Source organism: Brevibacillus sp. HB1.3 (assembly GCF_013186635.1).
Lineage (GTDB): Bacteria > Bacillota > Bacilli > Brevibacillales > Brevibacillaceae > Brevibacillus > Brevibacillus brevis_D.
On the sequence record NZ_JABMIT010000003.1, the window covers coordinates 566,453 to 587,789 of the forward strand.

At 47.1% G+C, this 21,337-nt stretch carries 17 protein-coding genes; 12 read left to right on the plus strand and 5 right to left on the minus strand.

Going from position 1 to position 21,337, the window contains the following annotated elements; all coding sequences use genetic code 11:
- Positions 1 to 94 precede the first annotated feature (94 nt).
- Positions 95 to 1,873, plus strand: coding sequence for a 2-oxoacid:acceptor oxidoreductase subunit alpha (locus tag HPY31_RS10420; RefSeq protein ID WP_172140584.1), 1,779 nt, complete (start codon positions 95 to 97; stop codon positions 1,871 to 1,873).
- Positions 1,845 to 2,711 (plus strand): 2-oxoacid:ferredoxin oxidoreductase subunit beta, encoded by an 867-nt coding sequence (locus tag HPY31_RS10425; RefSeq protein ID WP_172140586.1) that lies wholly within the window; start codon positions 1,845 to 1,847, stop codon positions 2,709 to 2,711. The genes HPY31_RS10420 and HPY31_RS10425 overlap by 29 nt, the downstream gene beginning before the upstream one ends.
- A 46-nt stretch (positions 2,712 to 2,757) precedes the next feature.
- On the opposite strand, the gene HPY31_RS10430 is transcribed toward HPY31_RS10425, so the two are convergent.
- The gene (locus tag HPY31_RS10430; RefSeq protein ID WP_172140588.1) at positions 2,758 to 3,792 is read right to left on the minus strand and encodes a YkvI family membrane protein; all 1,035 of its coding nucleotides are present in this window, start codon (positions 3,790 to 3,792) and stop codon (positions 2,758 to 2,760) included.
- Between the two features lie 53 nt (positions 3,793 to 3,845).
- On the opposite strand from HPY31_RS10430, the gene HPY31_RS10435 reads away from it, so the two are divergent.
- The 3 genes from HPY31_RS10435 to HPY31_RS10445 all read left to right on the plus strand — a co-directional run bounded on the left by HPY31_RS10435 (position 3,846) and on the right by HPY31_RS10445 (position 6,454).
- Positions 3,846 to 4,595, plus strand: a complete 750-nt coding sequence (locus HPY31_RS10435) for an MBL fold metallo-hydrolase (protein ID WP_172140590.1) — start codon at positions 3,846 to 3,848, stop codon at positions 4,593 to 4,595.
- Positions 4,596 to 4,628: 33 nt separating this feature from the next.
- A complete protein-coding gene (gene mnmM / locus HPY31_RS10440; protein WP_172140592.1) occupies positions 4,629 to 5,189 on the plus strand; it encodes a tRNA 5-(aminomethyl)-2-thiouridylate-methyltransferase MnmM in 561 nt (186 codons plus the stop codon).
- 164 nt (positions 5,190 to 5,353) lie between these two features.
- Positions 5,354 to 6,454 (plus strand): YheC/YheD family endospore coat-associated protein, encoded by a 1,101-nt coding sequence (locus HPY31_RS10445; protein WP_172140594.1) that lies wholly within the window; start codon positions 5,354 to 5,356, stop codon positions 6,452 to 6,454.
- A gap of 68 nt (positions 6,455 to 6,522) precedes the next feature.
- Here HPY31_RS10445 and cbpB read toward each other — a convergent pair whose 3' ends face one another.
- The 4 genes from cbpB to HPY31_RS10465 form a co-directional block, all read right to left on the minus strand.
- Entirely contained in the window at positions 6,523 to 6,993 is a 471-nt protein-coding gene (gene cbpB, locus HPY31_RS10450; RefSeq protein ID WP_015891668.1) for a cyclic-di-AMP-binding protein CbpB, read from the minus strand.
- A gap of 265 nt (positions 6,994 to 7,258) precedes the next feature.
- On the minus strand, positions 7,259 to 8,398 hold the full coding sequence (locus HPY31_RS10455; RefSeq protein WP_172140596.1) for an acyltransferase: 1,140 nt from the start codon (positions 8,396 to 8,398) through the stop codon (positions 7,259 to 7,261).
- 58 nt (positions 8,399 to 8,456) lie between these two features.
- On the minus strand, positions 8,457 to 9,299 hold the full coding sequence (locus HPY31_RS10460) for a lipoate--protein ligase family protein (RefSeq protein ID WP_087346684.1): 843 nt from the start codon (positions 9,297 to 9,299) through the stop codon (positions 8,457 to 8,459).
- 165 nt (positions 9,300 to 9,464) lie between these two features.
- Positions 9,465 to 10,709, minus strand: a complete 1,245-nt coding sequence (locus HPY31_RS10465; RefSeq protein WP_172140598.1) for an S-layer homology domain-containing protein — start codon at positions 10,707 to 10,709, stop codon at positions 9,465 to 9,467.
- A 290-nt stretch (positions 10,710 to 10,999) separates the two neighbouring features.
- Here HPY31_RS10465 and miaB point away from each other — a divergent pair, with 290 nt between their 5' ends.
- From miaB to HPY31_RS10500, 7 genes are all read left to right on the plus strand, one after another.
- On the plus strand, positions 11,000 to 12,511 hold the full coding sequence (gene miaB, locus HPY31_RS10470; RefSeq protein ID WP_172140670.1) for a tRNA (N6-isopentenyl adenosine(37)-C2)-methylthiotransferase MiaB: 1,512 nt from the start codon (positions 11,000 to 11,002) through the stop codon (positions 12,509 to 12,511).
- A 6-nt stretch (positions 12,512 to 12,517) separates the two neighbouring features.
- Positions 12,518 to 12,961, plus strand: a complete 444-nt coding sequence (locus HPY31_RS10475) for a YlbF/YmcA family competence regulator (RefSeq protein ID WP_015891663.1) — start codon at positions 12,518 to 12,520, stop codon at positions 12,959 to 12,961.
- Between the two features lie 136 nt (positions 12,962 to 13,097).
- Complete coding sequence (gene cotE, locus HPY31_RS10480; protein ID WP_015891662.1) at positions 13,098 to 13,658, plus strand: outer spore coat protein CotE; 561 nt, start codon at positions 13,098 to 13,100, stop codon at positions 13,656 to 13,658.
- A gap of 108 nt (positions 13,659 to 13,766) precedes the next feature.
- Positions 13,767 to 15,053 carry a putative amidoligase domain-containing protein gene (locus tag HPY31_RS10485; RefSeq protein WP_172140600.1) on the plus strand — a complete coding sequence of 429 codons (1,287 nt, stop codon included), beginning with the start codon at positions 13,767 to 13,769 and terminating at the stop codon, positions 15,051 to 15,053.
- Positions 15,054 to 15,142: 89 nt separating this feature from the next.
- Entirely contained in the window at positions 15,143 to 17,731 is a 2,589-nt protein-coding gene (gene mutS / locus HPY31_RS10490) for a DNA mismatch repair protein MutS (protein WP_172140602.1), read from the plus strand.
- 24 nt (positions 17,732 to 17,755) lie between these two features.
- Complete coding sequence (gene mutL, locus HPY31_RS10495; RefSeq protein WP_172140604.1) at positions 17,756 to 19,828, plus strand: DNA mismatch repair endonuclease MutL; 2,073 nt, start codon at positions 17,756 to 17,758, stop codon at positions 19,826 to 19,828.
- A gap of 386 nt (positions 19,829 to 20,214) precedes the next feature.
- Positions 20,215 to 21,120, plus strand: a complete 906-nt coding sequence (locus HPY31_RS10500) for an exosporium leader peptide (RefSeq protein WP_172140606.1) — start codon at positions 20,215 to 20,217, stop codon at positions 21,118 to 21,120.
- Positions 21,121 to 21,337 lie beyond the last annotated feature (217 nt).

Genomic DNA, 21,337 nt, shown 5'->3' on the forward strand with positions numbered 1-21,337 from the left:
TGTTACTGTCTATGCACAGAAATGTCACATCTTATCAGTCTTTTCAAGGTGTGATAGCAGCTTTTCTCACAGTCACTGAAAGGGTGGAATCTGAATGATTAGTCAACTTTCCTGGAAAGTTGGAGGACAGCAAGGGGAGGGCATCGAGAGTACTGGTGAGATTTTCTCGATGGCGATGAACCGGATGGGGTACCATCTGTATAGCTACCGTCACTTCTCTTCCCGTATTAAGGGTGGACACACGAACAATAAAATTCGCGTGAGCACAACGCCTATGCGTGCGATCTCTGACGATCTGGACATTCTCGTAGCGTTTGACCAAGAAACGATCGATTTCAATGCGCATGAGCTCCGTGAAGGCGGTATCATTATCGCGGATGCGAAATTTAATCCAAAGTTGCCGGACGGCTTGAAGCCAGTTCGCTTCTTCACTGTACCACTGACTGAAATCGCTGATGAGCTGGGAACTTCCTTGATGAAAAACATGGTGTCGATTGGTGCTTCCAGTGCCATCCTCGGCATTGCAGTGGAAAGCTTCCGTCCCATCGTTGAAGATATGTTCCTCCGCAAGGGCGAAAAAGTGGTTGAAAAGAACATGGATGCCATTCGCCGCGGTTTTGATTTTGTAAATGAATTGACTGGTGGTCAACTGCCTGAGTTCCAAATGGAAAAGGCTGATCCACAAAAACAACTGTTCCTCATCGGTAACGATGCGATCGCTCTGGGTGCTGTAGCTGCAGGCTGCCGTTTCATGCCAGCTTACCCGATCACACCTGCTTCCGAAGTAATGGAATACTTGATTAAAAAGCTGCCTAAATTGGGCGGTACGGTTATCCAAACAGAAGACGAGATTGCTGCTATTACGATGGCAATCGGTGCTAACTTCGCGGGTGCTCGTTCCTTGACTGCTTCTGCAGGTCCTGGTCTGTCCCTGATGATGGAAGCAATTGGTCTGGCGGGTATCACGGAACAACCAGTTGTAATCGTGAACACGCAGCGTGGTGGCCCATCTACTGGTATGCCTACCAAAATCGAGCAGTCCGATGTGAATGCTATGATCTATGGTACACATGGTGATATTCCAAAAGTAGTTATCGCGCCAAGCACAGTAGAAGAGTGCTTCTACGATGCAGTTGAAGCGTTTAACATTGCGGAAGAATACCAACTGCCTGTTATCCTGATGACAGACTTGACGCTGTCCTTGGGTAAACAAACCGTTGTTCCATTTGACTACAGCAAAGTAGAAATCCGTCGCGGAAAACTGCTTGCTGGACAAGAATTGCCAGAAAAAGAGCAAAACGACCTGTTCAAACGTTATGAAGTAACAGAAGACGGCGTTTCTCCTCGTGTTATTCCTGGTCAAAAATACGGTCTGCACCACGTAACTGGTGTTGAGCATGATCAAACTGGTCGTCCATCTGAGAATGCTGCAAACCGTATTCAACAAATGGATAAACGTATGCGCAAAATGGAAGGCGTTCTGAAAAACTTCAAAGGCGCTGTAACAGCAGATGCTCCTCACGCTGATGCGGATGTTCTGGTTGTGGGTATCAACTCTACAATTGGTACGATTCAAGAAGCAAAAGGCCGTCTGGAACAAGAGGGAATGAAAGTAAACCATGCACAAATCCGTTTGCTGCATCCGTTCCCAACTGAAGAAATCAAAGCACTCGTAGATAAAGCGAAGAAAGTTGTTGTTGTTGAGCACAACGCTCAAGCGCAAGTAACAAGCTTGCTCAAACAACACGTTGGAAACGCTGAAAAAATCGAATCCGTGCTTAAATATGACGGTAACCCATTCCTGCCGAAGGAAATCTATGCTGAAGTGAAGGAGCTGGTAAAACATGGCGACTATGAAAGAGTTTCGAAATAACGTTAAGCCAAACTGGTGCCCAGGCTGTGGAGACTTCTCCATCCAAGCGGCTATTCAACGCGCCGCAGCAAACGTAGGCCTGGAACCTGAAAATCTGGCGGTTGTTTCCGGTATCGGTTGCTCTGGTCGTATTTCCGGCTACATCAACTGCTATGGTTTCCACGGTATTCATGGACGTTCCCTGCCAATCGCACAAGGTGTGAAAATGGCAAACCGCGAGCTGACAGTTATCGCAGCTGGTGGTGACGGTGATGGTTTCGCGATCGGTATGGGTCATACTGTACACGCTATCCGTCGTAACATGAACGTTACGTACATCGTAATGGATAACCAAATCTACGGTCTGACAAAAGGTCAAACCTCTCCGCGTTCCGCGACTGGTTTCGTGACCAAGTCTACACCGGCAGGTTCCATCGAGTCCTCCATTTCCCCAGTTGAACTGGCGCTGTCTGTAGGTGCGACTTTTGTTGCTCAATCCTTCTCCAGCGATCTGAAGGGCTTGACTGAACTGATCGAAAAAGGTATCCAACACGAAGGCTTCTCCTTGATCAACGTATTCAGCCCTTGTGTAACCTACAACAAGGTAAATACGTACGACTGGTTCAAAGAGAACATCGTACCAGTAGACACGATCGAAGGATACGATCCACATGACCGTATCAAAGCAATGTCTACCTCTATGCAACACAAAGGCCTGATTACAGGTCTGATCTACCAAAACACTGAGCAAAAACCTTACGAAGCTCTCGTAAATGGCTTCAAAGAAGAAGGTTTGGTTAACCAAGACATCCGTTTGTCTGAAGAAGACTTCGAAAAATTGGTTAAAGAATTTGCTTAAGTTTGATAGAGTGAAAAACCTCTCCTTAACGGGAGAGGTTTTTTTATTACACGCGATCGCGCCACTGCCTGTACACGAGCATGACAAGGAAAAAGACGACCAGTTGACCAAAGAGTGGATACAGGTAACGGAGAAGTGAGCTAAACCCGATAAAACTGATCAAATAGCAAATCAGCAAAATCCCGAGTAAAATTGTCGGACCTCGAAGGGGGATAACTTGTCTAATCTGTTGGGCTAGACCAAATACGTTTGCCACAAGAGTCGAGAAAATTTCGGCATATACCAATAGGGAAAACAAAAAGGGAATCGTGGGTCCCAAGCCTTGCAGCACAGCGATCATGGGCATTTCCGCGTGATGGATTCCCGGCATTTTTACAGATAGGGAAGCGTAAGCGAGCAAGAGCAGAAGGCCTATTCCCAACCCTCCTATGATTCCCCCTAGGAAAAGAGGTTTCTCGCTGGGACTCTGTCTGCCCATCGGAATCAAAACCGCTTGTGTTAGTGTGACATTTAAGGCAACATAATAAAAGGGAGAACTAAGCCACGCCCAAGGCCGTAACGATTCAACGACGACACTCGTATCTAACCATGGCTTCGTATAAAAAAAGACAAGTACAGTAAAACCAATGAGCATCGGAACAAAAATGCTGTTCACGTGATGGATGGCGAATAGCCCTTTTTTCGTCACGAAAAAAATCAAGATCATGCTAAACCAAATACCGATTTGGGGAGATAATCGAAACGACTCCCAAAAAATCGCACCGGTAGCAGCGAGCATGACGGAGGTAGTGCCTAGCAATACGGTTAGAAGCAAGGTATTAAATACAGTGCCAAATGGATGCCCAAATAAATAGGTGCTGACTTCTTGATAGGAATCGGCCTGAATCCGATAGGCAATCAGCATGACGCGGATACCTGCCCAAATAAACAGCATCGTCGCCAGAATGATGCCAACTAAGCCTTGTGTTCCATATTGAACAAAGAACTCTACAATTTCTTTGCCTGAGGCAAAACCAGCTCCTACGACTGTCCCAATATACGTAAAAGCGATCTGCCATGCGGCTCTCCATGTTCCTTGCATCTCAGACCTCCTGTCCCACCTTATTCCATCCTATGAGAGGGAGTGAACCGAATATGCGCGTTACTGTGTTAGGCTATCAATCTCCTTATCCTGGCCCAGGGGGTGCTACTCCGGGTTACCTGATTGAGACAGACCGTGTCAAAATTCTTCTAGACTGCGGCAGCGGTGTTCTTGCGCAGTTAGGCAAGCATTTACCCATTTTTGAGCTGGACGCCATGCTCTTATCTCACTATCATCATGATCATGTAGCGGATGTAGGAGTGATGCAGTACGGTTTGATGGTTCATCAGTTATTTGGCCAAAGACCTGCTGACAAGCCGCTTCCGATCTACGCTCCTGCGCTGCCTGTGGCCAATGCCGAGACATTGGTGTATCGAAAGGCGACCACATTTACCCCCATCACCGAAGAAACGTCTGTTACGATTGGGGACGTTGCAATCACTTTTTTACGTACAGACCACGGTGACGGAGATCCTTGCTACGCCATGCGTTTGGAAGCCAACGGACGCGTCCTTGTATACGGAGCGGACAGTGGACCAGCTACAGCTTGGGAGGGCTTTGCAAGTCAAGCGGATTTGTTTATTTGCGAGGGGACCTATCTGGATTACAATGTACCAGCGAAGCCAAATGGACATCTGTCTGTTCGCCAAGCGGCGGAATTGGCGCAATCCCTATCCTGCCGTTCTTTATTGGTCACACATTTATTTTACGGCTATGAGGAGTCCCAAGTAATTGCGGAGGCCAATGCCTTTGTCGCAGGTCCAGTTTATGCGGCGCGCATTGGTCTGCAAATCGATTTATAACGTTGTTTGTGTACATAGAGAGGAGAGCTGACTGTGTTTCCAAATGTATTAGAAGTCGCACGCAAATTAATCCGTGAACGGGTACAAGTAGGGGAAACGGTTGTAGACGCTACAATGGGGAATGGAAATGACACCTTATTTCTTGCGCAATTGGTGCAAGAAGAGGGGAAGGTAATCGCCTTCGATATCCAGCCACAGGCGATCGAGAAAACGCGCGAGAGACTTGAGAGAGAAGGTCTGGCGAACAGGGTAGAAATGAAGCTCGCCAGTCATGAGGAAATTGACAAGCTGGAGATTTGTGCCGCGGCCATCATGTTTAATTTGGGCTATTTGCCGGGTGGAGACAAGGAAATTACAACTCAAGCGAGCAGTACCATTCAGGCGATTCAATCAGGATTGAGGGTGCTCAGACCAGGTGGAATCATGACAGTCATGATTTATTGGGGGCATCCGGCGGGAGAGACGGAAAAAGAGGCAGTGGAAGCATTTTGCCAAGAGCTAAGTCAATTGGATTATTTGGTTTTAAAATACCAATATATCAATCAGCAAAACCAAGCCCCATTTTTACTGGCCATCGAGCGCAGGGGACAATAAAAAAACGAAACGCGATCCTTTCCCGGGCAAGCGCAGCATCCGACATCATTCCTATGAGCAAGCAATGATTTTGTCAGGTTGCGAAAGAGGTGTACAAAAATAGGCACGCTCTTGGCCTTTCTGGCACATACCCTATGTAGAGCAATGTGGCAAGGGGGATCTGCGTGGACAGAATCGGAATAATGTTGGATTGGGCCCTTATGGAGAAAGGAATTCAAGGCATCAAGACATATGAGCGTCTGCCTTATTATGTCGAAATCGGTAAAGAGCTTGGATTGGAGCCCGTTTTTTTTCATCCGCGGCATGTGAAGCCAGGAGATGAAAGAGTCAAAGGATATTTCTGGAACGGAAACCGACTCGTTTCACAACTGGTTTCAGTCCCGAGAGTCATCCACAATCGTGTTTTGACAGGGGATGCAAAAGCGCGGAATGTGATTCGAAGATTGAGCCAAAAGAAAACGGTGTTCAATGGCTTGGTTGTACGAGATAAGCGGAAAGTACACCAGATGCTCTGGAAAAACGAACAAATTCGCAGCTATCTGCCGCATACAGTGCCTTATTCCATGGAGCAGTTGCGTCAGTTTTTAAATAAGTACCAGGTGGTGTACGTCAAGCCTTCGATTGGATCAGTCGGAATTGGGGTAGCACGTATTGAACGGCATGGAGGCAATTATCACTTCATTGCATCGAAAAAACGGCAGATCTTATCTCATTCGCAGATATTCTCAACGGTGCGACGTTGGGTTGGTAACAAAAGATTTTTGATCCAGCGAGGAATTCCTTTGGCCCGCTATGGAGGCAAAACGTTTGATATTCGTGTTTCGGTGCAGAAAAACAAAGAGAAACAGTGGACTGTGAGCGGGATGGTTGCCAAGGTCGCCAATACGAAAAACAAGCTGAGTAATCTCTCTCGAGGAGGGACAGCAGTACCGTTTTCGGAAGCTTTGCTACCCATCTTTCCTGAGGTGAAACAACAACAAGCTGTCATTGAAAGAGTTGGCATAGCGGCGGTGGAAATTGCGGAGCAGTACGGTCGGCATTTTTCATCATTAGCAGACTTAGGGATGGATATGGGAATTGACGAGCGAGGTAATCCGTATTTGATCGAAGTCAATGTGCGTGACCAACGCTATTCTTTTTTCAAAGCAGGGGAGAAGGAGATGTTTAAACAAACGTACCGTCATCCACTGGAATATGCGCAGGCATTGCTCACGGAAAAAAAGAAACGGAAACATCTACTCCTAGCACCGAGCCAATGGCTCTAAAGAAGATAGGCAGAAGAATGTGAAAAAGACGGTGGCATTTATTGCCCCGTCTTTTCATATGCCTTGACCTACGATTCTGCCGGCTGTTGTTGGTCAGCCAAAGGAAAGGGCAGATTGCGAAAGTGACGATATACCAAAGCCAAAATCGATTTTCGAGTCAAGATTCCTTGGAAATAGTGCTCCTCGTCTTCAATACAGACGAAAGGGTGATTAATGGACACTTCTAATGCTTTCAAAAATTCATCGGTGTCACGCAATCGAGGGACCTTCGCATCCATCACATCATCTACAATATGTTCGGACATACGCTCAGTCTCGAAGCGCTCCAAACCAAGAGTCTTATTCATGATCATATTCGTGCTGATTAACCCATGCAAACGATACTGATGATCCAGTACAGGAACGGCTGAATAGCCGGACTTGATTAGGACTAGCAGGGCGTGCTCAAGCGAATTACCTAGCTGCACATGTGCGACCTTTGTGGACGCGATTATGAGATCTTTGATCGGAATATGTAACAAAGGGATCTCTTGATTCATTCAGATCCACCACCTTTTCTTTCTGTCGTCTATAGCAGTAAGAACTGCATGTGGTCCCCTTCTATGATACCGTAAGAGAGGTACAAACGGTAGGGCTACATTTAGAAAACTTGGCGTCGCCAAGGCTTTGTCGGGGCTAAAGACGAAAAAAGCCTGGCAGTTACGCCAGGCAAGTAATCGAGGTGTGGAACAATCGTCCCTAGCTCTAGTATGCGAGCTCAAATTGTTTTTTACATTAGGAGTTTAGAGGAAACCAGTTCCTCCCTTACGCTTTATACGTTTGATTTTTGAAAATAGGCTTGGCTTCCACCCGTTTTTTGCGATTGAACCAAAAGGACATCGTCGTCAACTCGTAAAGGAAAATGCAAAGGGGCGGTGTAATCACGAACATGCCGAGAACCATTGACGGCGTCGACCAGCCTAGTCGATGAATGACGTAGCTCTGCATCAAGAACAAGATCAACGGATGAACCAAATAGATGGCCATATTTTGTTTGGCCAATCGGGAAAGCCACGGACCGAGTTTAGGCAGTTTGCCGAAATAGCTGGATGCAGGGTAAAAGCTGACGATTACACAGAGTGTGTACAACAAGTAAAGCGGCTCGAAAATGTTCATACTCTCGTAATAGCTTTTGGAGCCGGAAAGATAGCTGTAAGCCATCCAAACGCCTGCACTTGCCATCACAACTATAGAAGGTATTTGAAGACGGTTCACCCATGTCCGCCATTTATTCACATTCATTCCTGCATAAGCGCCGAGTGCAAAAGTAAATACGTACATGAAAACATAATGCTGTCCGTAAACATACGTGTGCTTCACGACGGACAGGAATGGGTTTGCAGCCCAATCAATGTCCCATAACGGCGTAATGAACAAATAGTGGTAGAGAAGGTACATACCAGCTTGTCCAATAAATAGGGCGATGATCCAACGGAAATTCAAGTACCGTTCCATCCACGGTTTAATCAGGCAAAACAACAAGCACAATTGCAAGTAAAGCGGAATGTAGTACAGGTGGTAGAAAGAGCTACCCGTAAACAGACTATCGAAAAACGGTCCTACCAGCACGGCTGGGTCAAAGGTTTGATGTTTAAAGTAGGTGAAGATGGCCGTCCAAATTACGTAAGGTAATATAACAGCGCGCCAGCGTTTTTTCCAGAAAGCACGCCAATCCAATTGTCGATTTTGATACCAGTAAAACAGTAGCATTCCAGTTGCAAATATAAACAAAGAGCGACCGAATTTTAATAAGATAATTAGAACGGCTTGCAAATCACTATTCCACGGATACGTCTTCTCATTGGCCAGGAAAAAACTGAGGATGTGAATCATCAAGACGGTAAGAGCCCCAAAAACAAAAAGGGCATTCAGATCCTGAAACGTCCCCTTTCGATTGCTATTCATAATTCCTCCAGAATTTTACCGGCAGCACCTGGAGAATCAAAAACAAGAACAATGCCCGTTATTCGGGTAAGTGCCAGTCAGGTGCGGCCAGTTCTTTTGCGGTATAAGAAAATAAGTGTAATCGCTGCGACAAATGATGCCTCGACTCTGTCACTAACTCATTTTGCACATAAAAGGGGGTAGGTGATACAGCCCACTCCGAACGGATTGTCTCCAATAGACGTGCTTTTACATCATCCATAGTGGCCAATTTTCCAGTCAAACTCGCAATGCTGCCAACGGTAGAAGCATCGATGGAAGGAATTGGCTTATGGCTTTGCATTTCATCCAAGCCGGCGAGACGGTAAAAGTGTTCCATCCATTCGCCTCGTGGACGATCGTCGACGTTAATGCATAATTGCAAAATAGAACCGTGTCGCGTGCGTCTTTGTGCCATACCTCCGATTTTTTTACCGTGAATAGAAAAATCGTATTCCCCTGCACAGTAGGAACCCGTCACTTCTCCAAATTCCAGCTTTCCGTAATCGCGCAGGCCCACATCAAGAAGCTGGGCAACAAACGAGAAGAAGGAGTCAATGGAAATCGAAGTGTCAGGCAATAAACAAGCCATATTGAGTACGCCAGCATCAAGCGGAACACAAGCTCCTCCAGACGAGCGAAGAACGCACCCAAAGCCATCTTGACCGAACTTATGCAAGGCTTGCTGGAGATGTGGAAGCTTGGCGTCTCTGCGGCCGAGATACAGCGCCTGATCGTACACCCAAAGATGTATGACAGGTGTTGCTGATTCAGATTGCATACTGGCTGCCAACGCTTCATCACGAATTAAAGGCTCAAGTGGACTATCCTGGTAGGTACCGGAGTCCATCCAGCGAAACGGTTGATTAACAGAAAAAGACATAGGAAGGCTCCTTCACAGGACAAGAATAGCTACCATTATAACATCTGAAATGCGTTTATTTCTACGTTTTCACTATCTTTTTTCCATTTGGTAGAACATGCATGTCGAGTGGAGTGAAAAAATACCCGACAGGCCAAGATAGCTTGTCGGGTGGAAAATGGGTCTTTATTTCGTCTCTTTAAAGGTGAAATTGTCCAGGTAAGTCGTTTTGCGAGGAGCGCCTTTAGTCGCTTCTTCTTGCAGGTACAGACCGAGTTTTTTGCCTTCTTGTTTCACATATTGTTGACCGAACAAGTATTGATCGTTCAAGTAAATGGAAACGGTATTGTCAGTGACAGCTACCTTCAAGCGATTGCTTGATTTCAGCTTGTAGGTGCTGGATGAGATGATGTCGATATCGTCGTCTTCCACATCATTTACTTTTCCTAAAACAACGCGATCTTTTTGGATGAAGACGACATTGGCTTTTCCATCCTTGCCGTTGAAGTACAGACCGCCTAAACCTTCACTGCCAACCACATTCACATCGACGCTCAATTCATAATTCTTGACGTTGTCAGACTCATTCCAGCGAAGTGGCAGAAAGTAATGATCCAGATCATCATCATCGGATTCAGCAGTCACTTGTTTGCTAGCGACCTCCCAATTACCGATCGCTTTGTCAGTATCCCAGTTTTTCAATTTGGTATCAGAGAAGGAATCGCTGATATTGATTTTCTCTGGTTCTGGCTGAGGCTGCGGTTGACCAGGATTAGGGAATACAACTTTGCTTTCATCATCGCCACGATCCAAAATAGCACGATAGAGCAGAGAAGCGGCTTCCGCACGAGTAATCGGATCCTGTGGACGGAAATTGCCATTGTATCCTTTCATCAGATCGGTTTGGATCGCAATCGCAATATACGGTCGCAGAGCGGACGAAATATCGTCGTAATCACGGAACTTTTTCAATTGATTCAAGTCGGCTTTGTACTTTTGATCGTAGCCCAGCAGGCGTACCAAAGCGACAGCAATGTCTTCACGTACTGCCGCTTTATCTGGTTTATACGTGTAGGTAGAGCCGGATTTGTAACCAGTCAGGTAAGGCTTGGCGTGCTCCACATACAAAAATGCCCAGTGATGACGAGGGACATCTTTAAAGGTTTGCTCGACGTAGCGTTTGTTTATATCTACATCTGCTGCTGCGATCATAATTTTGGCAAATTCGGCGCGGGTTACCTCATTGTTCGGTCTAAATGTTCGATTGTCGTACCCTTTGATGATCCCTTTTGCCGCCATCTCCGTAATTTCCTTGTATGCCCAATGGCCACGCGGAACGTCTGAGAACGAAGGGGTGGTGGCGGCACCGACGACCGGGATAACCGTTAAGAACATCAACACCGACAAAAATACGGCTAGTGCTCTTTTCATGTTAACCTCCTCAAAATGGCAATGTAGTTTTTGTTGACTGCTATTCAGACGGCGAGTGGGCTTGTATTGTTGCAGGGGAAAAAAATATTATGGTGAAAATAGGAAAAAAGGAGGAGTTTTAAAAAAATGGGCAGGTAAGGAGGAGTATGTACGTTGTCCTATCAGACTTTCGCCGTTTCGTACATATTTTGCCTCATAATGGTTATTATGCATTGGCTTTTGTATTACCCAAAATGATATAATTCTTTATTGGTTACTTATGTAGATGATTATAGCTGAGGTGATATATGATGAAGGAAACGAAAGAGAAGACTGTGGACTTAAAATCCGTTAAGTCTCCAAAGAAGACGGAAGACTATGCGAAATACTTCCAGGCGCCCTCTCTGAAGGATGCGAAAACGCGCGGTAAGGAAGAGATTTTAGTCCATTACGATTTTCATATCCCAGAAGACATGCAGAACATCGGAAAAGGAAAGCGCTATCACGTTCGTACGTATGGCTGCCAAATGAACGAGCATGATTCGGAGACGATTTCTGGTATTTTGCAGGCAATGGGTTATACCTCTTCTGATTCTGTTGAAGATGCGGATGTCATTCTATTTAACACCTGTGCGATTCGCGAAAATGCAGAGGATAAAGTATTTGGGGAGCTTGGCCACATGAAGCGGCTCAAGAATAACAATCCAAATCTGATTCTCGGTGTTTGCGGCTGCATGTCCCAAGAAGAGAAAGTCGTCAAGAAAATCCTGAAAAGCTACCAGCAGGTCGACTTGATTTTTGGAACGCACAATATTCACCGATTGCCAGAACTGTTGCGCGATGCGATGTTTAGCAAAGAAATGGTGATTGAGGTTTGGTCCAAAGAAGGCGATATCGTCGAAAATATGCCGAAGCTCCGCGAAGGAAACACCAAGGGCTGGGTTAACATCATGTACGGCTGTGACAAATTCTGTACGTACTGTATCGTACCGTATACCCGCGGAAAAGAACGCAGTCGACGCCCGGAAGATGTCATCGCAGAAGTGCGTGATCTCGCTCGCCAAGGCTTTAAAGAAATCATGCTTCTTGGACAAAACGTCAATGCGTACGGGAAAGATTTTGAGGATATCAAGTACGGTTTTGGAGACCTGATGGACGAGATCCGCAAGATTGATATCCCGCGTGTGCGTTTCACGACAAGTCACCCGCGCGATTTTGATGACCACTTGATCGAGGTGCTGGCAAAGGGCGGCAACCTAGTGGAGCAAATCCATTTGCCTGTCCAATCCGGATCGACAGAAGTACTCAAGCGGATGGCACGTAAATACTCGCGTGAGCATTATCTGGAGCTCGTTCGCAAAATCAAGGACGCAATCCCGAATGTCTCGCTTTCTACGGATATTATTGTTGGCTTCCCAGGCGAGACTGATGAGCAGTTTGAAGATACGATTTCGATGGTGGAAGAGGTCAAGTATGATTTTGCCTATACCTTCATTTACTCCCCACGTGAAGGTACACCGGCTGCTGTCATGGAAGACAACGTTCCGATGGAAGTGAAAAAAGCACGCTTGTATCGACTCAATGAAGTGCTGGCTGGCATCGCTCTGGAGCAGAACAAAAAACTGCAGGATCAGGTTGTCGAGGTACTCGTGGAAGGCGAATCGAGGACGAATGCGGAAGTGCTTGCGGGACGTACGCGTACGAACAAGCTTGTCCATTTCACCGGCGACAAATCCTTGATCGGACAGTATGTGCACATAAAAATCACGGATGCGAAAACGTGGACACTCCACGGTGAACTCGTATCCAAAGTTGAGGTGTAGGTCATTATGGAACAAACAAACGTTTTTACACAGAAGGAAATTCTCGATAAAGCTCGCGAGCTTGCCGCTATGATCGCGCGTACAAATGAAGTTGATTTCTTCAAACGTGCTGAACTGCAAATCAAGCACAATGAACGTGTGCAAGATTTGATTGATACATTGAAGCAGAAACAAAAGCAAATGGTGATGTTTGAATCCATCAACAAGCCGGAACTGGTGAAAAAAGTGGAAGACGAGTACAACCAATTGCACGAAGAGCTGGATGCCATTCCAATCGTTACGGAATTTAAGCAATCGCAGGTGGATGTGAACGATCTTTTGCAAATGGTCACGAATGTGATCACGAACACCGTTTCGGAGCGTATTATTTTGGATACAGGCGGAAACCCATTGACTGGAAAGACTGGTGGCGGGCCTGAAAAGAAAAAATCTGACGGCTGCTGCTCCTAATTCTTGATAGAAAGCCTTCCCGGCGCTGTTTTGATCAATACCCAACAACTTTCCCAAATATAAGGTGGTTGTTTGCACGCTAGTCGAATGCCCTGCATACAAATGTACAGAAACGTTGTATGGAGGAGGTAACGAAATGTCGGGTATAGACAAAGATCTACAGTGCCGGGAACTTATCGCGAAAGCAGTCTGCGGCAAAGGCCATAAATTTTCTATTACCACCCACACCATTATACCGTCGCAAACTCCTTCGACGATCCTCGGATGCTGGGTTATAAACACGAACTTCCAAGCAGAGAAAGTCGGAGATGCCGTTGAAGTATCTGGTACGTATGACGTCAACCTGTGGTTTTCGTTTGCTAATAACACGCAAACCGAAGTCAAGCGGGAAACGGTTCATTTCTCCGTTCTCGTACCGCTTACGTTCTTCGACAAGAACTGCAGAGGCGATCTGGAAATCGTTGCACGTGCCGTGGAGCAACCGAAGTGCATAAAAGCGGAGTTAAGTGGTGGTGGCACAATCACGGTCAGAGTTGAAAGCGAATATGCAGTAGAGGTCATTGGAGAAACAAAGGTGTGTGTTGTTGTCTGCAATAGTTGTGATGACAAAGAATTCCATCTGGTTGACGACTTTGAAGATAACAGTGACGAGTTTGATGACTTTGATTCCGCTACGCTACTCGACGAGCTCGACTAAAGAGGAGAAATTATCTCCTCTTTTTTCTTTTTTTAGATACGGTCATTCACACTTTTTTCTGGGCGCATTCATAAGATAACGAAAGAACAGCGGGGGAGTGTGGAAGGCATGATTCTACGCACAAAAACGAGTCAGCGAGCTAACGGGCAGGAAACGCCAGCAACACAACCGATGACGGCCAACGCGAAAGAAGTCGTAGCCTATTTACATCGTCCTGAAATCGGTCGCTGGTTGCTCCGGCAGGGGCGAATACCTGTAACAGGTAATGCAGCGCGACCGGGCTGGCGAACATATAGGGTATGCCTTTACCAAGACTATATACTGGATATCGCCAGAAGCGAGGAGCAATCACATTGGCTGCTGCACCGTCTGCAGGAACCCGAGTGGCATTCCGTCACCTTGCCTTCCACTGAAACAGAGATTCAGATGGTGCAAGGGCTGGCTACGCGTAGTTTGTATGCTGCGGGAGCGGTTGCGGGTCAAGTGACGATCATGGCGGCTTCTCCCCATCGACTTAAGGTCGTCGAGGTGGAACCAAATTGGCCAGCCAGGCATGCTGACGAATATATGCAGCGTGCCCGAGATTGGTGGGAAGCTCGGATGCGTAAACAGCCGCAAACGCTGCAAAGTTTGGGGGCTGACCCGGAATTTGCTTTGCGCAAGCCCACAGGAGAAATGGCACTCGCTTCTGACTTCCTGAGCATCAATGGGGCGGTTGGATGTGATACGACACGCTACCGGGAAGAATTAGGTCTCCATCAGCATCCAGTTGCAGAGTTGAGACCTGCGCCATCGGAAGACCCTGATCAATTATTTACGCATATCTACGATAATCTGGCACTCGCCTACCAAAAAATAGGGGACGCGTCTATCGAATGGCTCGCTGGAGGAATGCCGTTTCAAGGTTATCCAATCGGCGGGCATATTCATTTTGGCGGGCTCACACCCACTTTTTCTCTTCGGCGAAAGCTGGATGCGTACTTGGCTCTTCCTCTCGTTCTGATTGAGGATGTAGGGTGTATGAGCCGCAGAGAGCGCTATGGATTTTTGGGGGATGTAAGGGAGAAGGAATATGGATTCGAATACCGTACACTTCCGAGTTGGCTCGTTGATCCCCTTGTCGCTCGAGGGATTCTTCATTTGGCCCATTTGGTTGCAACCAATCACGAGAAGCTACAAGCAACGCCCCATCTCAAGCTACCGCTAATCAAAGCATACTACCAAGGCGAAAAAGAAAAGCTCCTGCCGTACGTCGTTCAAGTCTGGCAAGAAGTAAAGGAGCTGCCAGGCTATACGCTGTCACGCATTCATTTGGATCGATACTTTTCGTTTTTAATCGAGGGTCAATCGTGGAGAACGGATGAAGACCTGCGCAAGATATGGCAGCTACCATAAACGGATACTACCATCGGATGCAGGGTCAACATTACCGTTCAATCATGATATAATAGCGACGAGAATTAGTAGGCTAGGAGAAGAAAATCATGGCTCAATATACCCCGATGATTCAACAGTATCTGGCTATCAAAAAAGATTATCCGGATACTTTCTTATTTTTTCGCTTAGGCGATTTTTATGAACTGTTTTTTGACGATGCCATTCTTGCGTCCCGTGAGCTGGAAATTACACTGACGGGACGTGATGGTGGTGGTTCTGAGCGCATACCAATGTGTGGAGTTCCACATCATGCGGCAGACGGCTATATCGCAGAGCTTCTAAAAAAAGGACATAAAGTAGCCGTTTGCGAGCAAGTCGAAGATCCAAAAGAAGCCAAAGGGGTCGTTCGCCGGGAAGTGACACGCGTCATTACTCCGGGTACGATGATGGAAGGCAAATGGTTGACGGATAAGGAAAACAATTACATGGCAGCGTTGGCCCAAGTAGAAGGGCGAACAGGTGTTGCTGCGTGTGATATGAGTACAGGCGAGATGTACGTTACTTCTTTGGCGGGACAGGCAGAGGGTGTCCTAGATGAAGCCTTGCAATATCGTCCTAAGGAGCTCGTCTTTTTTGGGCTCGCTGCTTTGCCGAAGACAGCGCTGCCATCTACTGTCGTGGATGCGCACCAACTGGACGCATTTGCAGTGGATAGTCAATACGCGGAGCAGGCAAAAGGGCTGGATGTGTCCATGCGAGCGGCAGTCAATGCTCTCTTGTTCTACATAGGGACGACGCAAAAACGTAGCCTTGCCCATATGCGCCTGTTAAAGCAGTACGATGCAAAGCAGTATCTGCAAATGGACGGCTTTTCCAGACGCAATTTAGAATTGACAGAGACCATTCGCGATAAAACGAAAAAAGGCTCCCTGTTGTGGCTGTTGGATCGGACTCAAACAGCAATGGGTGGTCGTCTTTTGCGCAGATGGATTGAGCGACCATTGCTTAGTCGCGATCAGTTGGAGGCACGCCTGAGCGCTGTGGAAGCCTTGAAGGGGGACATGCTGCTTCGCTCGGACTTGCGGACTTGCTTGGATCGTGTCTATGATTTGGAGCGTCTGGCGGGCCGTATTTCATACGGGAATGCGAACGCACGAGATCTCATTCAGCTACGGATGTCTTTGGAAGCTGTTCCAGAGCTGAAGCAGTATATGATCCAGACGAATACCCCGGTATTGATGGAACTGGCTAATGGGATGGATGAATGTACCGATATTGTCAACTATTTGGCTCATGCCCTTGTGGAGGATCCCCCGATCTCGGTTCGTGAAGGTGGAATGATTCGGACGGGATATGATGAGTACCTGGACAAGCTCCATACGGCAAGCCGTGAAGGGAAGACGTGGATCGCCCAACTGGAGCAGGGAGAACGGGAAGCGACAGGGATACGTTCGCTTAAAGTTGGCTTTAATAAGGTATTCGGCTATTACATCGAAATATCGAAATCCAACATTGCCAACGTTCCAGCTGGTCGGTATGAGCGTAAGCAAACTTTGGCCAACGCAGAGCGGTACATCACGCCAGAGTTGAAGGAACGTGAAGCCCTCATTCTGGAAGCAGAAGAAAAGATGATTGAGCTGGAGTACCAGCTGTTCGTGGCTGTAAGAAGTGAAGTCGCGAAGCATATACCAAGACTACAGAACCTCGCGGAGCGTATTGCATCTGTGGACGTTCTACAGGCGTTTGCTACAGTAAGTGACGAGCGGGGATTTGTACGCCCTGAGCTTGTGGAAAGCGGCGATTACGTCATTACAGAAGGGCGCCATCCAGTGGTAGAAGCCGTTCTGGAGCGCGAAAAATACGTGGCTAATGACGTGGAGATGGATCAGACCAATCGTCAAGTTTTACTCATTACGGGTCCGAATATGGCGGGTAAGAGTACGTACATGAGACAGATTGCCTTGATCACGGTGATGGCACAAATCGGTTGCTTTGTTCCTGCTAAACAGGCCAAGCTGTCAATTGTCGATCAGATTTTTACTCGAATTGGGGCAGCCGACGACTTGGTAGGCGGGCACAGTACGTTTATGGTGGAAATGCTGGAGACGAGACACGCCCTGCAAAAAGCGACAGCGAAGAGCCTGATCCTGCTCGATGAAATTGGTCGCGGGACTTCGACGTACGATGGAATGGCGCTTGCACAAGCAGTAATTGAGTACATTTGCCAAAAAATCGGTGCCAAAACACTCTTCTCGACGCATTACCATGAGTTGACCGGGTTAGCTGAGACGTTGAGTGGTGTCGTGAATGTCAACGCTCGATGCGAAGAACGGGAAGGGAAGCTCTTGTTCCTTCACAAAATTGAAGAGGGACGAGCAGATAAGAGTTATGGAATTCATGTGGCAGAGCTTGCGGAAATGCCGACTTGGGTCATTGAGCGGGCGCGTAGCATCTTAACCGGGCTTGAAGCAAATGGTAGTGCAGGGAATGGAAATGCAGCGAGTGACATCCAAATGTCGCTCGAAACGCTATGGACGGCACCAGTTGCTGCGGTGCGTGAAGAGCCGATGCAGTTTGCGTCAGCGGAGGAAGAAGCGATTATGGCTGAGCTGCGCGAGTTGGATCTGAATTCAACGACGCCAATGGACGCCATGATGAAACTATATGCATGGAAACAGCAATTGAAAAAGCGATAGTGTTCGTCCGGAGGGGAGGCACTCATGGGAACCATTCAAGTTTTAGATGAGCAACTCGCCAATATGATTGCTGCAGGGGAAGTAGTGGAAAGACCGGCTTCGGTTGTCAAGGAGCTGGTCGAAAATGCAATTGATGCTCGTGCAACGACAATCGAGATCCACGTTGAAGAAGGCGGTCTGGAGATGATTCGGATCGTTGATAATGGGAAAGGGATGGATCGGGAAGATTGTCAGCTGGCTTTTGAGCGCCATGCTACGAGTAAAATTAGCAACGCTCGTGATTTATTCCGTATTCGTACGCTGGGCTTTCGCGGAGAGGCACTACCGAGTATCGCAGCAGTCTCGCGTATGGAGCTGACGAGCAGTACGTCCAGTAGTGAGATAGGTACTCATCTCTTGATTGAAGGTGGGCAGCTCGGAACGATTTCCGATAAAGCCGCTGTAAAAGGGACAGAAGTATGTGTACGCAGCTTGTTTTTCAACACACCTGCTCGCTTGAAATATATGAAGTCGATCGCCACGGAAGTCGGACATATTTCTGATTATGTGAATCGGCTTGCACTTACGCATCCGTCGATTTCCTTCTTACTAACTCATAACGGCAAGACACTCTTGCAAACGTCTGGGGACGGAAAGCTGCTGCACGTCATGGCGGCGATCTACGGTGTGCAGGTCGCGAAGCTATTGCTTCCAATTGCAGGGGAGACCCTCGATTATAAGTGGTCTGGTTTTCTTTCGAAGACGGAAGTGACAAGGGCGAATCGCTCTTACCTTTCGACACTGGTAAACGGTCGGTACGTGCGCAGCTATTCGATCAACAATGCGATTATGCGCGGTTATCATACATTGTTACCGATCGGCCGTTATCCGATTGTGGCTTTGCAGATCGAAATGGATCCGTCACTGGTAGATGTGAACGTACATCCTGCCAAACTAGAGGCGAGATTTAGTAAAGAAGATGAATTGTGCAGTGCAATAGAACAATCAGTAAAAGAGACTTTGCGACAAGGCTTGGGGATTGTCAGACCTATGGTTACTCAACCAAAAGCTAAGGTCGTCACCCAGGTTGTTCAACCGCAGTTTGACCTGCAAATTACCAAGCCTGATACTCCGCAATCGCCGTTACTAGCCGCGAGTCCCCGACTCCAGGAATGGATGGCCAAGCAGGAGGTACCAAGTAAGCAAGTGGATCTAGTGACGCCTATCGCTCCATCTTTTGAGAACGGCACGGTGAAGGAGACTGCGGCCAACTATGAAAAGCTGGAGGCTGCAAAAGTAGAGGCTATCCCGCATGAAATTGTGCAGGCGACTCTATTGGATCAAACAGACACGAGGGAAGCTTTCCAGCCTAATGAGACGAAGATTCCGGTACAATTGGACATTGCCCAGGCACCATCTCCCGCGTACCCAATACATGAATTCAGCAGCGAGGACCATTCCGTCGTAGCAGGTACCGAACAAACACCGCCACTCGTGGAAGCCACGAATGAAAATGAAACGGATTCGCCTGTCCCCGTTATGTATCCAGTTGGTCAAGTCCATGGCACTTACATCGTTGCGCAAAATGACGAAGGCATGTATTTAATTGATCAACATGCCGCGCAGGAGCGGATTTTTTACGAGTATTTCATGGACAAACTTGCAGAAGAGGACATTTCCAGCCAGATCATGCTGTTTCCTCATACGGTGGAATATACGGCTGCAGAGGCAAGCAAACTGGAGAAGCGACTGTCGCTTTTGCAATCGTTTGGTTTGGAGATCGAGGCGTTCGGTGGACGGACCTTTATCGTTCGCGCTCATCCACATTGGTTCCCTGAAGGCGCTGAGCTGGAGGTCATTGAGGAGCTCATTCAGTTTGTACTGGAAACGGGAGAAAACACCCAAGCCAATGTCGTGCTAATGCGCGAAAAAGCTGCCATCATGATGTCCTGCAAAGCATCGATTAAAGCGAACCGCTTCCTGACGCATGCAGAGATGGAAAGCTTGCTGAATCAGCTACGCAAGACGAGCAGTCCATATACGTGCCCGCACGGCAGGCCGATTGTGATTCATTTTACTGGTTATGACTTAGAAAAAATGTTTAAGCGTGTGATGTAAATGATGCCCTCCTGTGGAAAAATCCAGGAGGGTATTTTTGTGGGGACTAATTGCTACGATTAGGCCTAATGCCTTGTTACGGGGGAGCATAATCAGATTAAGGAGATTTCCTGATTTTAACACCTCAGGCGTTGGTTTGCATAGTATAGTGTCGATGTGAAGTCAACATGATTAGGAGGTTTGATATTTCGATGTATAATAATTGCTGGAGACCTCCACCAAGCGGTTGTCAACCTATTTTCCCTCCAAGATGCACGTGTCCTCCTGGCCCCCCAGGCCCCCCAGGCCCCCCAGGTCCACAAGGTGCTCCTGGTCCACAAGGTGCTCCTGGTCCACAAGGTCCAGGGTGTATAGATCCGCCACCAGTAGCAACTCAGATTGTTTACGTGAATAAGGGCGGGAATGATACAACGGGTGATGGTACGGAATGCAACCCCTTTTTAACTGTGACAAGGGCGATGGCGTTTATTGTAGACGCTTCTCCAACAAAACGTTATGCCATTTCTATCGGACCAGGAACCTTCACAGAACCACTTATTCACTTGAAGGCAAATGTCCAATTAATCGGAGCAAGTACATTATTAACCAGACTCGCTATCCCATTCGATATAAACGACCCTTCTTGGAATGGAAACCTAAATGTTGATAATCGTGCTGGCTTTGTGGATTTATCGTTATTGACAGCGCCCCTTGATTTTAACTTTACAGCTAATGCATTTACCCCTTCTACGGGTCGATTATTCTTTGTGAGTATCAATTTTACTCCAACACCCGTATTTACAGGAAATAGCACTTTTCTAAGTCAGATTAATATCCGTGACTCCCAGTTATTTGGTGGCTATACGCAGAATGGTGCAAATGTCACCATGTTCGCTTCCTATGTTGGAGGTGTTCCTCTACCGTTACCCCAACCCGTCATCACGATAAATTCGATCGTTCCTTACGATACTCAAGTACATCTAATTGGTGGAGGGACAGATGGCGATGTAGTAGTGAATGTGGCAAATGGAACCGTTCCAATCGATCCATTCGACCTCTTAAGTTTCGCTATAAAAGGCAGTTTGATTGTGAATGGTGTAGCAGGTGTCGTAACTAGAATTAGGGCTACTGTTGACTCGATTCCGATTAGAAGCAGAGTGACTTTAATAGGAAATTCAGCGATAGAAAAATTGGATGATGCTGCTGGCTTAGGTTACACCCCTGCCAATCCCGCTAATTGGTCATTGGGACCTGTTCCGACAACAGTTCAAGAAGCTTTGGATCGGATTGCTGCCAAGATAGCCCCCGTGTAGATTTTAGCTAGTGAACAAAAATCAAATGTCCTTTAAATTTGAATCCTCCCGCAGAGAAATTTGCAGGAGGACTTTTTATGGAGAATAAGCAACGGATTTCTTCATTGCTACTCAAACTATTGCAGGGCTTACTGGTCCTGATTGGGTACTAAGTTTGGACGGCGTTCCTGGAAGCGTGGGAAAGGAAGGAGCTACATAATAGAACACGGCCAAAGAA

Bases quoted from the DNA above. Each gene is read 5' to 3' on its own strand.
- HPY31_RS10420 (WP_172140584.1), top strand. From the start codon at position 95: ATGATTAGTCAACTTTCCTGGAAAGTTGGAGGACAGCAAGGGGAGGGC.
- HPY31_RS10425 (WP_172140586.1), top strand. From the start codon at position 1,845: ATGGCGACTATGAAAGAGTTTCGAAATAACGTTAAGCCAAACTGGTGC.
- HPY31_RS10430 (WP_172140588.1), bottom strand. From the start codon at position 3,792: ATGCAAGGAACATGGAGAGCCGCATGGCAGATCGCTTTTACGTATATT.
- HPY31_RS10435 (WP_172140590.1), top strand. From the start codon at position 3,846: ATGCGCGTTACTGTGTTAGGCTATCAATCTCCTTATCCTGGCCCAGGG.
- cbpB (WP_015891668.1), bottom strand. From the start codon at position 6,993: ATGAATCAAGAGATCCCTTTGTTACATATTCCGATCAAAGATCTCATA.
- HPY31_RS10455 (WP_172140596.1), bottom strand. From the start codon at position 8,398: ATGAATAGCAATCGAAAGGGGACGTTTCAGGATCTGAATGCCCTTTTT.
- HPY31_RS10460 (WP_087346684.1), bottom strand. From the start codon at position 9,299: ATGTCTTTTTCTGTTAATCAACCGTTTCGCTGGATGGACTCCGGTACC.
- HPY31_RS10465 (WP_172140598.1), bottom strand. From the start codon at position 10,709: ATGAAAAGAGCACTAGCCGTATTTTTGTCGGTGTTGATGTTCTTAACG.
- miaB (WP_172140670.1), top strand. From the start codon at position 11,000: ATGAAGGAAACGAAAGAGAAGACTGTGGACTTAAAATCCGTTAAGTCT.
- HPY31_RS10475 (WP_015891663.1), top strand. From the start codon at position 12,518: ATGGAACAAACAAACGTTTTTACACAGAAGGAAATTCTCGATAAAGCT.
- cotE (WP_015891662.1), top strand. From the start codon at position 13,098: ATGTCGGGTATAGACAAAGATCTACAGTGCCGGGAACTTATCGCGAAA.
- HPY31_RS10485 (WP_172140600.1), top strand. From the start codon at position 13,767: ATGATTCTACGCACAAAAACGAGTCAGCGAGCTAACGGGCAGGAAACG.
- mutS (WP_172140602.1), top strand. From the start codon at position 15,143: ATGGCTCAATATACCCCGATGATTCAACAGTATCTGGCTATCAAAAAA.
- mutL (WP_172140604.1), top strand. From the start codon at position 17,756: ATGGGAACCATTCAAGTTTTAGATGAGCAACTCGCCAATATGATTGCT.